The 15,325-nt window shown below is 42.3% G+C and carries 12 protein-coding genes; 1 reads left to right on the top strand and 11 read right to left on the bottom strand.

Annotated features, from left to right (window positions below; translation table 11 throughout):
* Positions 1-12: 12 nt before the first annotated feature.
* The 10 genes from FC26_RS02170 to pdhA all read right to left on the bottom strand — a co-directional run bounded on the left by FC26_RS02170 (position 13) and on the right by pdhA (position 13,884).
* Positions 13-3,441, bottom strand: a complete 3,429-nt coding sequence (locus FC26_RS02170; protein ID WP_057777477.1) for a pyruvate carboxylase — start codon at positions 3,439-3,441, stop codon at positions 13-15.
* Positions 3,442-3,464: 23 nt separating this feature from the next.
* Complete coding sequence (locus FC26_RS02165; RefSeq protein WP_057777476.1) at positions 3,465-4,634, bottom strand: FtsW/RodA/SpoVE family cell cycle protein; 1,170 nt, start codon at positions 4,632-4,634, stop codon at positions 3,465-3,467.
* 182 nt (positions 4,635-4,816) lie between these two features.
* On the bottom strand, positions 4,817-5,548 hold the full coding sequence (locus tag FC26_RS02160) for an MIP/aquaporin family protein (RefSeq protein ID WP_057777474.1): 732 nt from the start codon (positions 5,546-5,548) through the stop codon (positions 4,817-4,819).
* Positions 5,549-5,628: 80 nt separating this feature from the next.
* Positions 5,629-7,473: a translational GTPase TypA gene (typA, locus tag FC26_RS02155; protein WP_057777472.1), complete on the bottom strand. Its 1,845-nt coding sequence runs from the start codon at positions 7,471-7,473 to the stop codon at positions 5,629-5,631.
* Positions 7,474-7,573: 100 nt separating this feature from the next.
* Positions 7,574-8,344, bottom strand: a complete 771-nt coding sequence (locus FC26_RS02150; RefSeq protein ID WP_057777470.1) for an inositol monophosphatase family protein — start codon at positions 8,342-8,344, stop codon at positions 7,574-7,576.
* Positions 8,345-8,347: 3 nt separating this feature from the next.
* A complete protein-coding gene (locus tag FC26_RS02145; RefSeq protein ID WP_057777469.1) occupies positions 8,348-8,632 on the bottom strand; it encodes a UPF0223 family protein in 285 nt (94 codons plus the stop codon).
* A 98-nt stretch (positions 8,633-8,730) separates the two neighbouring features.
* Positions 8,731-10,152 (bottom strand): dihydrolipoyl dehydrogenase, encoded by a 1,422-nt coding sequence (gene lpdA, locus FC26_RS02140; protein WP_057777467.1) that lies wholly within the window; start codon positions 10,150-10,152, stop codon positions 8,731-8,733.
* A gap of 7 nt (positions 10,153-10,159) precedes the next feature.
* Positions 10,160-11,764 carry a dihydrolipoyllysine-residue acetyltransferase gene (locus FC26_RS02135; protein ID WP_057777464.1) on the bottom strand — a complete coding sequence of 535 codons (1,605 nt, stop codon included), beginning with the start codon at positions 11,762-11,764 and terminating at the stop codon, positions 10,160-10,162.
* Between the two features lie 33 nt (positions 11,765-11,797).
* Positions 11,798-12,775, bottom strand: coding sequence for an alpha-ketoacid dehydrogenase subunit beta (locus FC26_RS02130; protein WP_057777462.1), 978 nt, complete (start codon positions 12,773-12,775; stop codon positions 11,798-11,800).
* Between the two features lie 2 nt (positions 12,776-12,777).
* Positions 12,778-13,884 carry a pyruvate dehydrogenase (acetyl-transferring) E1 component subunit alpha gene (gene pdhA, locus FC26_RS02125; RefSeq protein ID WP_057777461.1) on the bottom strand — a complete coding sequence of 369 codons (1,107 nt, stop codon included), beginning with the start codon at positions 13,882-13,884 and terminating at the stop codon, positions 12,778-12,780.
* Between the two features lie 255 nt (positions 13,885-14,139).
* Here pdhA and def point away from each other — a divergent pair, with 255 nt between their 5' ends.
* On the top strand, positions 14,140-14,700 hold the full coding sequence (def, locus tag FC26_RS02120) for a peptide deformylase (RefSeq protein WP_057777459.1): 561 nt from the start codon (positions 14,140-14,142) through the stop codon (positions 14,698-14,700).
* 88 nt (positions 14,701-14,788) lie between these two features.
* On the opposite strand, the gene FC26_RS02115 is transcribed toward def, so the two are convergent.
* Complete coding sequence (locus FC26_RS02115; RefSeq protein WP_057777458.1) at positions 14,789-15,274, bottom strand: hypothetical protein; 486 nt, start codon at positions 15,272-15,274, stop codon at positions 14,789-14,791.
* Between the last annotated feature and the right edge of the window lie 51 nt (positions 15,275-15,325).

Raw genomic sequence — 15,325 nt, 5'->3', positions numbered from 1 at the left:
GTCATTAAATGACTAAATATTTGTAATTTCGATCAATAAATCGTTCGAATCAACGGCATCGCCATCTTCAACATACACTTTCGCAACCGTTCCATCAATTGGTGCTTGTATCGTTGTCTCCATCTTCATCGCTTCGGTCACAATGATCGGTGTTCCTTTTTTAACTTCGTCACCCTTTTGAACAAGCACTCGCAGAACTGAGCCACTCATCGTCGCACCAATTTCACCCGGCTTGGTTGGTTCAGCCTTCCGCTTCTTAACAACAGTATTATGCACGCTTAAATCAGCAACCCTAACTTCCCGTGCATGACCATTAATATCAAAGTAAAGCGTCCGTTGACCTTCATCATCTGGATCCCCAATTTCATTGAGTGAGACAATTTCCGTTTCCCCAATAGCCAATTCAATATCGACACGCTCCCCAATTCTCATACCTTGGAAGAACGTTGGTGTATCAAGAACCGTCACGGCCCCGTATTGTTTCTGGCGATCAACGTAATCCAAAAAGACCTTTGGATATAGAACATAGCTAATGACCTCTTCAAAGGTTACACTATGCCCAACTTTTTGTTCCAATTCAGCTTGAACTGCTTTGAAATCAATTGGTTGTGCTAAGCTCCCAGGGCGTACCGTCAATGCGTCTGCACCCTTCAAAACAATTTTTTGCAATTGCTTTGGGAAACCACCAGCAGGTTGACCTAAATCACCCTTAAAGAAACTGACCACTGAATCAGGGAAATCAAGACTCTCACCCTTGCTCATGACATCCTCAGGTGTCAATTCATGTTGCACCATGAACAAGGCCATGTCGCCAACCACCTTGGAAGATGGGGTAACCTTGATAATATCACCAAACATTTGGTTAACCTGGCGATAAGTCTTTTTAACCTCTTCAAATCGATCACCAAGCCGTAAAGCATTCGCTTGTTGTTGTAAGTTAGAATATTGCCCACCAGGCATTTCGGTTTGATAAATATCAGTTTGTGGTCCAACCATTTTATTAGAAAACTGCTGATAATATGGTCGAACTGACTTCCAGTACCGATCAATCGCCTCAACGTTCTTTATATCAACTTCCGGCTGCCGTTCAGTTTCTTGTAGGGCATAATATAAACTCCCCATACTTGGTTGTGACGTTGTTCCCGACATCGAACTAGAAGCAACATCGACAATATCCACACCCGCTTTTGCAGCCTGTGAATACGTATAAATTCCGTTCCCAGTTGTATCATGCGTGTGTAAATGGATTGGCACATCAATCTCGTCCTTAAGCGTCGAAATCAACCGATATGCGGCTTCCGGCTTCAATAGTCCCGCCATATCCTTAATCGCAATAATATGTGCACCTGCCGCTTGCAGTTCCTTGGCCAAATCAACATAATATTTCAAATTATATTTTGACTTATCGGGATCTAAAATATCACCCGTATAACACATTGTCGCTTCAGCAACTTTATTATTATCACGCACATACTGAATGCTTTTTTCCATTTGTTCGATCCAATTCAAACTATCAAAGATTCGAAAAACATCCATTCCGTCCTGGGCCGATTGATCAATAAACGCCTTCAGAGCATTATCAGGATAGTTTTGATAACCTACGGCGTTGGACCCCCGAAACAGCATCTGTGTGAGCGTTCGTGGAATCATTTGGCGAATTTTCTTCAAGCGTTCCCACGGATCTTCACCTAAGAAGCGGTAGGCTACATCAAATGTAGCACCACCCCACATTTCGTATGAGAAAAGTTCTGGTAATGCACGCTGTAACTTAGGTGCAATTTCAACCATGTCTTTCGTTCTCATACGTGTTGCAAACAGGCTTTGATGGGCGTCACGCATTGTGGTATCCGTCAGTAATAGGGCGCGATGATCTTTAATCCACTGGACCATTGCATCCGGTCCTTTAGCATCTAACACATCTTTTGCGGTTACAATTTTCGCGTCAATTGGTGCAAATGTTTCATCGTATTTAAATTCAGGATAATATTTCTTTTCCCGGCTAACACCCGGAAACCCGTTAACAGTCGTATTGGCAATGTAATGGAGCAGTTGATTGCGCTGGTCTGTTTCATGTTTGAAATTGAATAACTCTGGAGTTTGATCGATAAATGTCGTACTTGCTTCACCGGAGGCAAATACTGGATGAGAAATGACGTTTTTCATAAATTCAAGGTTAGTGTGAACTCCTCGAATCGTAAACTCATCTAACACCCGTAACATCTTGTCACAGGCTTCATGGAAGGTATCCGCAACTACAATCGCCTTTACTAAGAGTGAATCAAAATACGGCGTAATAATTGAACCTGTGTAGGCGTTCCCACCATCAAGACGAACCCCGTTACCACCTGGTGAGATGTAAGTTGAAATCTTACCAGTATCGGGCATGAAATTATTAGTAGCATCTTCCGTGGTCACACGGGCTTGGATCGCAGCACCATGGTAAACAAGTTTATCCTGCGTTGGTAAATTGATCTCCTTGTGCAGATCATACCCTTCCGCAATCAGAATTTGTGCTTGAACAATATCAAATCCCGTAATCATTTCAGTAATGGTATGTTCAACTTGAACCCGTGGGTTAACTTCGATGAAGTAAAATTGATCGCCTTCCACCAGGAACTCGACCGTAGCAGCATTAAGGTAGTTAACATGCTTCATAAATTTAACAGCTGCATTGCAAATTCGTTGACGCAATTCAAGTGGTAACGCAACTGCTGGTGCAATCTCAATTACCTTTTGATTACGACGTTGAACCGAACAATCTCGTTCAAATAAATGCATCACGTTTCCATGACTATCGGCAAGAATTTGAACTTCGATATGTTTAGGACTCGAAAGATACTTTTCCAAATAAATCTCGCTGTCCCCAAATGACTGTGTTGCCTCACTTTGGGCGGTTTGATAGGCGTCCACCAATTCTTCTTCATGATGCACTATTCTCATCCCACGGCCACCGCCACCCATGGCAGCTTTCACAAAAATCGGATAACCAATTTGGCCTGCAAACTTCTTCGCCTCTTCGATCGTCTCAACCGGTTCCTTGGTCCCTGGAATTGTTGGAACATTTGCAGCATCCGCTGCTCGCTTAGCCGCTATTTTGTCCCCAAACATTTCCAAGTGTTCAACTTTAGGACCGATAAATGTGATATTTTCCTCAGCACATCGTTTCGCAAATTGTGCATTTTCTGATAAAAATCCATAACCAGGATGGATCGCATCAACCTGATGGTCCTTTGCAATTCGAATAATATCTTCAATATCCAGATAGGCTGCAATTGGTTTCTTCCCTTCGCCAACCAAATACGCTTCATCTGCTTTAAAGCGGTGCTCGGAATATTCATCTTCTTTGGCATAAATTGCAATTGCCGTCATTTTCAATTCATGAATCGCACGAAAAATTCGCGTGGCAATTTCGCCACGATTTGCTACCATAATTCTCTGCATTCCCTAATACGCCTCCATCTGAATTAAATACCCTCTAATACCCGGGATCTAGTGTGAACCGCACTCACGTTAAGCACACACCCTAATCCCATACATAAAACAAGCATACTAGACCCACCATAGCTAATAAACGGGAACGTTACTCCTGTTATTGGTAAAATCCCCGTTACGCCACCAACGTTAAACAGTGTTTCAATAGAAATAAAGGTGGCCACGCCATAGCACAATAATGATGAGTACGCGTCATCTGCCCTAACCCCAAGCCAGATTGTCCGCGCAACGATAATTGCAAGAAGTACCAAGATCACTACAACTGCAACCAATCCCAGTTCCTCGCCAATCACTGCCATGATAAAGTCCGTATTTGGTTCCGGTAAATAGCCCATCTTTTGGATACTATTTCCGAGACCCACACCAAAAATTCCACCGTTACTTAATGCATAGTACGAGTTAACCAGCTGACTCCCGGCACCCTGTGCAGTTCCAAATGGATTAATAAATGCAATAATTCGTTGTATTTTATACCCCTTAATTGCACCACTTGCAGCTAACTTACTTAGAATCGGCATTAGAACGGCAACGAAGAAAAAGAATAACCCAAAAATAGTTGTGACACCCTTTTTCCATGAAATACCACTTGCCAGCATCATAATTAAAATGATCGCACTATTAATCACAGCCCCACCTAAATCAGGCTGAATCACAATCAATACCACTAAGGCTGCTGATAAAAGTAATGGACTAATCGCAGCACCCCAAAAATGGTTAGACATCTCATGTTCCTTATGCGAAAACATTCGTGCAAGGTATAGGATCAACACAATTTTACAGACTTCCGCCGGTTGAATATTCATAAAGCCAAGATTAATCCATCCTTGAGCACCATTAATTGCCTGACCAAATACCTTAACATAAACCAGTGCTAACAACGTTATCATTGTCATCCCAAAAATAACCTTACTGTTTTGAAAGATCTGCAAGTTCACCGCGGTCATAAACCAGACAACAAACAACCCTAAAACAACATAGATCGTTTGCTTAACCAGATACGCCGTTGGTGAACCGCCATTTTGATTGGCAATATCCGCACTCGCGGAGTAAACCATCACGATACCGACCAAACACAAAATTAAATAAGGCACTACTATGTAGTAGTCTAAGTAACGGAACTTCCTACTTATTTTTCTTAACATTTTTTTTGATCACCCAACACACTCTTTTCGTAATTTGATCGAAATCAAATTTGATTGAAACAATTATATCATACAAAAATTTATGGTCTATCCTTTTTGTTAAAAAATAATGAGGATTAGTCTACCAAAAAAAGCTTGAGACCGGCATTTGTCTCAAGCTTTTTTGATTTTCATAAATTAAATTATAAGAATAGTAATTTATACAGATAAACTGCTGCAATTCCACCAGCAATGGGTGCCACAACAGGCACCCAAGAGTAATCCCAATGACTATCTCCCTTAGTTTTAAGTGGATAGAGTGCATGCACCAAACGTGGTCCCAAATCCCGAGCAGGATTCAAGGCCGGGCCTGTGGCCCCACCCATGGAAATAACCAACGTCATCACCAATAATCCAATGGTAAAGTTTGCCAGTCCAATGTTCGATTGAAACGCCATATTATGTGTCATCCCTAGCGCTCCGAAAATCAAAATGAATGTTCCAACAAATTCGTTGATAAATCCATCTCGATACGAATGCGCGGCATCAATCGTTGAAAATGTTCCTAAAATCGATTCTGTGTTAGTCGATAGATCGTAGTAAGGACGATAACTCCAAACCACGATTAGTTGCCCAATCACTGCACCGATCATTTGTGCTGCTAAGTACGGTAGCACTTCATTCCAAGGAAACATCCCATTAACTGCCAATGCAATCGTTAAAGCCGGATTAATATGGTTACCCGAAATATTGGCAAACATCATCGCGGGAATCATCACCCCGCAACCATAACCAATTCCGATCAGAATCCAACCACCGTGAAATCCTTTGGTACCTTTTAATTCCACGTCAGCAACTGCACCATTACCTAAAACTACAAGGAAAGCCGTTCCAATCATCTCGGCCATCACCCGCGTGAACAAACTGTAAGTCATCTCTTACTCCCCAGTAACAAAATATTTAATTGATTGCTAGTTCTTATTTAATTTTCCCGAAAACTAGCGAAAGTTCGAACTTATTTTCGTGAAGCAATTTTGCGCTTTTTGGCTTCTTTTTCCCGTGAGTTAGAGTCCAAAATTTGCTTGCGTAAACGAACACTTTCAGGCGTAACTTCACACAATTCATCTTCGTTTAAGAATTCCAACGATTCTTCAAGTGATAGATGAGTTGGCGTCTTAATCCGGGCCATATCATCTGAACCGGCCGCACGCACGTTAGTTAAGTTCTTACCCTTGGTGATGTTAACCGTAATATCATTTTCACGGCTGTTTTCACCAACGATCATACCTTCATAAACATCCGTTCCTGGATCAATTAACAGCGTCCCACGGCTTTCAATTCCCATCATGGCATAGGTAGTTGCCTTACCAGCATTCATTGAAACAAGGGTTCCCTTTTGACGACCTGGGTTCCAGTTCTTAATTACAGGACCATACTGTTCAAATGTGTGGTTCATGATTCCGTAACCACGCGTCATTGACATGAATTCAGTTGAATAACCAATCAAGCCACGTGATGGTGCTAAGAATGTCAAACGCGTCTGACCATTGTCAGTGGATTCCATGTTTTGCATTTCACCCTTACGTTGTGACAAACTATCGATCACACCACCAGTGTATTCATCAGGTGTATCAATTTGCACTTCTTCAAACGGTTCGCTCATCACACCGTCAATATCTCGATAGATAACTTCTGGACGTGAAACAGCTAATTCATAACCTTCACGACGTAATGTTTCAACTAAGATTGACAAGTGAAGTTCCCCACGTCCTGAAACCATCCAAGCACCTGGTTCATCAGTGTCTTCAACACGCAATGAAACATCAGTATGCAATTCTGACTTCAAACGATCTTCCAATTGACGAGCAGTCACGAATTTACCTTCGCGACCAGCAAATGGTGAACTGTTTGTCCGGAATGTCATTTGCAAAGTTGGTTCATCAATCCGCAATAATGGTAATGCATCTGGTTGTGATGGATCAGCAACAGTTTCACCAACGTTGATATCATCCATCCCAGAAACAGCACAGAGATCTCCCGCCTTAGCTTCATCGATTTCCAAGCGCTTCAAGCCAAAGAAACCAAAAAGCTTAGTAACTCGGAAGTTTTTCTTTGAGCCGTCAAGTTTCAAAACACTAACGCTATCTCCGACTTTGATCTTGCCTCGGAAGACACGACCAATGCCGACACGACCAACAAAGTCGTTATAATCGAGCATAGCTACTTGGAATTGAAGTGGTTCGTCCGAATTGTCTACTGGAGCAGGAATTTTATCAACAATTGTGTCAAAAATTGGCTTCATCGTATGTTCTTGCGTATCAACATCTGGATCGTAGCTTGACGTTCCGTTCATAGCAGAAGCATAGACAACTGGGAAATCAAGTTGTTCTTCATCGGCACCCAATTCAATGAACAAATCAAGTACTTCGTCAACAACTTCTTCTGGACGCGCACCTGGGCGATCAACTTTGTTAATCACGACAATTGGTACTAAATGTTGATCCAAAGCCTTTTTCAACACAAAACGAGTTTGTGGCATCGTTCCTTCAAAGGCATCCACAACCAACAATACACCATCAACTAAACGCATGATCCGTTCAACTTCCCCACCGAAATCGGCATGTCCTGGTGTATCCAAAATATTAATCTGCTTATCACCATAGCGAACAGCAGTGTTCTTTGAGAGGATCGTAATCCCACGTTCACGTTCGATGGCGTTTGAATCCAGCGCACGATCCTCAATTTGGGTATGTTCATCTAATGTATCTGATTGTTTTAACATTTCGTTAACTAACGTTGTCTTACCATGGTCAACATGGGCAATGATAGCAATGTTACGAATATCGTCACGTAATTTCAAGATCTTTTCTTCCCTTCAGTTAGTTCAAGTCAGTTTCACACTCGGCAGGAGCAGACTGTTTGCATAAAAAAACTGTGACAAGCGGTCACAGTCAACCAAACTAATTTGCAAGCCTAATAACTTCACCACTTGCTCGTTCTGTCGCTACTAATACAACATTGGATGATAGCATATCAAGCGGGGCACCGTCAATAGTTTTCACTGCTAACCCTAAGACATTTGCCAAAACATTACCTGCAGCAAAGTCCCATGGTTTCAGATATGAAACATATCCGCACAGCTCACCTCGGAGCACACTAGCAAATTCTAATCCAGCACTACCGTACATCCGTGGTCCTCGACTAGTTTGCGCAATTTCTTGCATTTGATGTTGATTATGAATAAGCAGCGGCCCACTGATACCGATTAATGAATCTCCCAACGACTTATTTTGCGGTGCCGCCATTTTTTGTTGATTAATAAAAACACCAAAATCAGGCCCTCCATGATACAACTGGTTATTCATCACATCTAAAATATAACCGAGAACGGGGGCTCCATCGATATAAAGTGCGGCCATCACAGCAAACCGATTCTTTTGCATCACAAAGTTCATCGTTCCGTCGATTGGATCAATAAACCAAACATGACCATGCATATCTTGAATGACATCTCCGAATCCTTCTTCGCCAAGAATTCGAGCCGCAGGATCAATTGATCGAATCGCCTTTACCAGCATTTGCTCATTACTTTTATCAACTGTCGTCACTAAATCTTTGCGACCTGTCTTTTGATCAACCATAAACGGTTGATCCATCTTATTTAAGGTTTCTTGCCGAATCGTTTGCATTAATTTTTGCACTTCAACATCGATTTGCTGAATATCTTTCATTCGCTAAATCCCTCTTATTAAGATTTTTTTCTGCGTCGAACTCTGCGCTGTCTTAATAACATCATAAAGTTCATAACCAGAATCTTGCTTAAACTGTTTTCCCAGTTGCTTCTCCTGAGATTTCGATTGTACAATTGCTTTGAATTCTTGATACTGATCTAGAATCTGTTGTCGATCTGCCCCAGATTCATAAGCATCTTCAACTAGTCCAAACATCTGTGTCACCGTTATAATTTCGGCAGTCGACCAGCTTGGATCTAGTGGGTAACTATAGTTTTGATTACTCATCGTCATCACTCCTAGCGCCATTTTAACACAGACCACACCAAAAAGTCTGACCTTTCAGTACGAAGGATCAGACTTTTTTAGTCATCAATCACTACATGCTAGATGTGTGTTGGATATCCTAGCGCAATATCTGCAGCCTCTTGGATAGGTTCACTCAACGTTGGGTGCGGATGAATCGTCAGTGCCACATCCTCAACATTCATTCCTGCATTAACTGCCAAGGAAAGCTCAGCAATTAAATCGCTCGCTTCTGGACCAGCCACCTGTGCACCAACCAGATTTCCTTCGTCCTTTGTGTAAACCAATCGTACAAAGCCCTCTGGTTCGTCCAGTGAAACGGCTCTTGCATTACCAGCAAATGGGAACTTCGCTGTACTAATTGCAATTCCCTTTTCTTTAGCACTTGCTTGATTGAGTCCAACCGTCGCTAGTTCCGGATCTGTAAAGCAAACCGCTGGTACGCCAACCCAATCGTTAGCTGTATTCTTGCCTGCAATAGCACCCGCAGCCGTTTTAGCTTCAAAGAACGCCTTGTGCGCCAATGCAGGACCAGCGACAATATCACCAATTGCAAAAATGTTCTTAACACTTGTACGTCCCTGCTGGTCAACCTCAACCAACCCACGATCGGTTGTTTTGACACTGGTCATCTCAAGGCCAAAATTATCAGTGTTTGGTCGCCGGCCAACCGAAACTAGGCAGTAATCAGCCTTAATACTCGTTTCTTCACCGTCGGCATCATACGTTACGATCACGCTTTGATCATCTTGCTCCGCTTTCTTAGCCATTGCCTTGGTGATGACATCAACGCCCTTTTTCTTGAGCCCCTTTAATGCTAACGAAACTAGGTCTTTTTCAAAGTTAGGTAAAATTGAAGGCGTTCCTTCTAAGATTGTGACATGCGATCCTAAGTTGGCATACGCACCCGCCAGCTCAGTACCAATATAGCCACCGCCAATAACAACTAATTCGTGCGGAATCTCCGTTAAATCAAGTGCACCGGTAGAATCAACCACTCGACCTTCAAACTTGAAGTTTGGAATTTCAACCGGCCGACTTCCAGTAGCTAAAATCAGGTTGTTAAACTTGATCGTCATGCCACCACCATTATCCATAAACTGCTTAGGTCCAACGGACATGACACGCAATTGACTATCACTGTCTAGAAAGGCTTCACCTTGAATGACTTCTACCTTGTGTTTCTTGAGAAGCATCTTGACACCACCGGTCATTCGGTCAACAACTTTTGTCTTTTTCCATTCCTGTGTTTTGGCAAAGTCAATTGTTGCTGGTTGCGTGGTAATCCCAAAGGTTGACGCATCATTTGCATCTTGAAGTCGGTGTCCAGCGCTAATTAAAGCTTTGGAGGGAACGCATCCCACATTCAAACACACACCGCCTAATTCAGCCTTTTCAATTAGTGTCACTTTTTGGCCTAATTCGGAAGCTCGAATTGCAGCAACGTAGCCACCAGGGCCACCACCGATAATTACTGTGTCTTTTTCTTCAACGTCTGCCATATGCTAATCATCCTTCCATTAATAACAATTCTGGATCATGAAGCAATTCATTCATGTAGTTCAATGCGTTTTGTGCTAACGCACCATCAATCAATCGATGGTCATAGCTCAATGACAATTTCAGCATTTTACCAACAACAATTGCGCCATTTTCATCTACAATTGGTTCCTTCGCAATCTTACCGACACCAAGAATTGCAACTTCCGGTTGATTAATGACTGGTGTAAACCAACCACCGCCAATTGAGCCAACGTTACTAATTGTAATTGAGCCGCCCTTCATAGACTGTGGGCTAAGCTTATTGTCGTATGCCGCCTGTGTATTTTCACTAATTTCCTTAGCAATTTGGAACATACCCTTGGCGTCAGCATTTTTAATATTTGGTACATATAGGCCATGATCCGTGTTGGTGGCAATTCCAATATTGTAGTAGTGCTTGTAAACAACTTCTTGTGTCGTATCGTCGATGGAAGCATTAAATTCAGGGAATTTCTTCAACGTGGCCACTAACGCCTTGACAATGTATGGTAAGAACGTTAAATGTACACCCTGATCGGCAGCTATTTGTTTGTACTTCTTACGATTATCCATTAGAGCACTCACTTCAACATCATCAAATGATGTTACGTGGGGTGCAATATCCTTTGAGGTTCTCATTGATTTAGCAATGATCTTTCTCATTGGCGTCATTTTTTCACGAGTTTCTAATTCCGGTTGGTCTGATTTGTATGGTTTAACTGCCTGACCAGTTGACTTCGTGGTTGCCACCTCAGCCGTTTTTTCAGTCTTAGGTGCTGTTGGCGCCGCCTTGGCCGGTGTAGCACCGTTAAAGTTATCGATATCAGCTTTTAAAATCTGACCATGGTTGCCAGAAGGTGTTACTGTGCTGATATCAATTCCCTTATCACGCGCATACTGACGAACTGATGGCATTGCAAGAACTAATTTATTGGGATCGGAAATGGTAGGTACGCCATCGCCACCTGTCGGTGCTGGTGTCGTACTCTGTGAGTCAGTGCCATCACCAGTAGCTGCTGATGATGTCGATTCATGTACTTTTCCGTCATCGATCTTAACTAACACATCCCCAATTTCAGCGGTCTCACCTTCTTGCTTCACAATCTCGACGATTGTTCCAGCAACCGGTGAAGGCAGTTCTGACACGGACTTATCGTTTTGGATTTCGACCAGTGGATCATCTTCCTTAACCGTATCACCAACTTTGACAAGCCATGATGAAATATCACCTTCCGCCATTCCTTCGCCAAGTTCGGGAAGCTTAAATTCATATGCACCGCCTGACTGAGGAGCCGTCGTAGCAGTTACCGCTGCCGGCGCCGTAGATTCTGGCGCGTCATCTGCTGTATCTGCTGATCCATCATCAATTTCAACTAGGGTGTCTCCAATTTCTACCGTATCCCCTTCCTGAGCAACGATCTTTTTTACCGTTCCTGAAACGGGCGACGGTAGCTCTGAAACTGACTTGTCATTTTGGATTTCAACCAGCGTATCATCCTCATTAACTTTGTCGCCTTCCTTGACCAGCCAAGTTGCTACTTCACCTTCGGCCATACCTTCTCCAAGTTCTGGGAGTTTAAATTTAAATGCCATAAAGCAGACTTCCTTTCGTTCTCCAATTAATTATTAGTAATCCAGGATTTCACGAGCCTTAGCTTCGATTTCATCAACCCCTGGAATCCACACATTTTCTGCCTGTGCAAATGGATAGACCGAATTAGGAGCTGCAACACGACCAATAGGTGCATCTAATGACATAATCGCATGTTCTGAAATTTCTGAAGCAACATGTGCTCCAACACCAGCCATTTTTTGGGCCTCTTGTACCACGACAACTTTGTGCGTCTTTTCAACTGAGGCAAAAATTGTATCTGTATCGATCGGTGATAACGACCGCAAATCAACGACTTCAACCGAAACATTTTCTTTAGCTAATTTATCAGCTACTTTTAACGATTCATTAACTTCAGCACTGTACGCCACAATCGTTAAGTCGGTTCCTTCCCGAACAACTTTAGCCTTGTCTAAAGGTACCGTATACTTTTCATCCGGAATATCGTCTTTCATGGAGCGATATAACTTCAAATTTTCCATGAACAACACGGGATCATTATTTTCAATTGCAGAAATAACTAATCCTTTAGCATCATATGGATTACTTGGTGTTACAACACGCAATCCAGGAATTCCTGTAAAGAAGTTTTCGAGGTTATCCGCATGCATTTCTGCCGTATGCGTTCCTCCACCAAATGGGGTCCGAATTGTAATCGGTAAATTCTTCTGACCACCAAAGCGAAACCGTGTCCGAGCCATTTGTCCGGCAACTGAGTCAATCGCTTCAAACGTAAATCCCATAAATTGAATTTCAGGAATCGGTCGCCAACCAGTTAGCCCTAACCCAATTGATAGGCCCAGAATTCCTGATTCAGCCAGTGGCGTATCAAAAACGCGGTCTTCGCCATACTTGTCTTGAAGTCCCTGTGTTGTTCTGAAAACGCCTCCATTTTTACCGACATCTTCACCGAAGATCAGCGTCTTTGAGTCTTCCCCTAACGCAATATCAAGACCGTCTGTGATCGCTTGAATGTAAGATTTTTTAGTCATGATTACTTCGACTCCTTTGCTTCAAATTCGGTAATTTGTTTTGCAATATCTGGGGTTGGTACTTCAAATGTATTCTTAAGCATATCCGAAACCTTTTCTGGTTCAACGTTGTCTGCTTCTTTGATGGCATCCTTGAATGATGCTTTACATTCTTCTACGTACTTATCTTCAGTCTCTTGATCCCATAGTCCCTTACCGGTTAAATACTTACGCATCCGGATAAGCGGATCATGATCGAACCACGGTTTTTCTTCTTCCTTCGTCCGGTATCTACTTGGATCATCACCGGCACTACTGTGAGCACCAAATCGGTAAGTCAGCGTTTCAATCATCACTGGACCATTACCAGCTACTGCAAACTCCCGGGCTTCCTTAGCAACTTGATAGCAAGCCAGTACATCCATCCCATCAACTTGAATACTTGGAATACCTGAGGCGACCGCCTTTTGTGCCAGTGTCGTTGCCGCTGTTTGCTTGCGACGTGGAACGGAAATCGCAAAGCCATTATTTTGAATAATGAATACTGCCGGTGCTTGGAAGGCCCCTGCAAAGTTCATCCCCTCATAGGTATCCCCTTGTGAAGTACCACCATCACCTGTATATGAGAACGCCACCGCATCCTCACCATTCTTCTTCAGTCCCAAAGCAACTCCAGCCGTTTCAACCATTTGTGCGCCAATAATGATTTGTGGCATTAAGGCCCGTGCTTTGAACTGATTTCCCTTTACATGTCCTCGGGACCATAAGTAACCTTCAGTAACCGTAGCGCCATGCTGAATCAATTGCGGAAGGTCGCGGTATGCCGGCAATAGGAAGTCATTCTCCTTAAATGCAGAAACAGTCCCCATTTCACTTGCCTCTTCACCGTATGTTGGTGCATAAAATCCTAATCGTCCTTGACGAGAAAAATTCATGGTTTGTTCATGAAGCGCTCTTTCCCACACGATCTTCTTCATAAAATCAACAAGTTGATCATCAGAAAAATTTGCCATCAGTTCTGAATCGACAACGTTACCGTCGTTATCCAAAATTTGAACTGGCTTAAAATCACTGCCCAAATCTGCCTTTATTGCAGCAAAATCGACCGCGTTCTTACCTTTGTTGGCCATAATACACACGTTCCTTTCTTTTTATCAGCACTATGTAAGCGCTTTATTTGTCCTCAATTCAAAGTATACACCCCTATTATATAAATGCAACCCGTTTCATACGCAAATAAGCGTATTTTGTATTAGAAGTTAATATCTAATACACAGTTACCTTTTTCACAAAGTCCACTAACTTCTCATTATTCTCATCCGATTCAATTTATGCTAGACTTAAACTAGCAGTTTTTGTGGAATCTAATTTTGGAGATGAACGTATTGATTTTAATGAAAGATATTGTCCGAGACGGCGATCCGGTATTACGAACCCAGGCCCCATTGGTTGATTTTCCACTGTCAGATGAAGACAAACAATTGGCCACTGATATGATGGAATATCTGGAAATTAGTCAGAATCCTGAGCTCTGTGAAAAGTATAAATTACGAGCAGGCGTCGGACTGGCTGCCCCACAAGTGGGCGTTTCAAAGCAGATGGCGGCTGTCCTAGTGCCAGCTGAAGAAGATGATGGGAAACCTGTTTTTAAAGATGTTATTATTAATCCCGTAATTGTCAGTGAATCGGTGCAACCTGGGGCACTAACAGAAGGTGAAGGTTGCTTATCAGTCGATGAAGATGTCCCTGGATATGTTCCACGTCATGATCGCATTACATTGCGCTATCAAGATGTTTCTGGCACACAACATACTATTCGGCTCAAACACTACCCTGCAATCGTTTGCCAGCATGAAATTGATCACCTACATGGGACGCTATTTTACGATCACATTAACAAGGACAACCCATTTAAGGCCCCTGACGATACCGTAATGCTTAGCTAACTCAAAAAGATCGAAACGTCAATTTAGTTAACGTTTCGATCTTTTTTTTATCTTAAAATATGTGAATTAGTAAACAGAGTTATCTTTATTAACTGATTTTTTTCAAGTCGTAAATATATTGGTATGTGGCATCATTGATAATATACGCAACATCAATGTGCAATTGTTGCTCATATACCCACGCATCAGTCACTAAAAATGCTTCTTGTGCCTTAGGTACACGAGAAATCTGATGATCATTTTCATACTGCGCTAATCCTTGATTCAACACTTGATGGACTTGTTTGAGATCAACTTTCTCAACTAAATCGCTATGCAACACGTATTCAAAAGCCATTACACCTTTTCCCCACACATCCGCGACAGTTTGAGACTCGCCAAAATCAATTTCATTTGGTCGCACAATTTGATGAGTGACCAAAGATTTCACAGCTTCTTTCATGGCCTGATCCGTGTTTCTTTGAGCATCATTTCTAACAATTAGTGTAGCATGTTTTGTAATCTCACGTCGAATCACTTCGTATACAAGTACCGCGATAATAATTGCTAAACAAATTATGACAATTAATAGCATTTCATCACCCCATCTCTTTTGCTAAGCATACCATGTTCATAATTTGAAACA

The organism is Paucilactobacillus vaccinostercus DSM 20634 (assembly GCF_001436295.1).
In the GTDB taxonomy this organism is placed as follows: Bacteria; Bacillota; Bacilli; order Lactobacillales; family Lactobacillaceae; genus Paucilactobacillus; species Paucilactobacillus vaccinostercus.
This window is presented reverse-complemented; position numbering and strand designations above follow the sequence as displayed.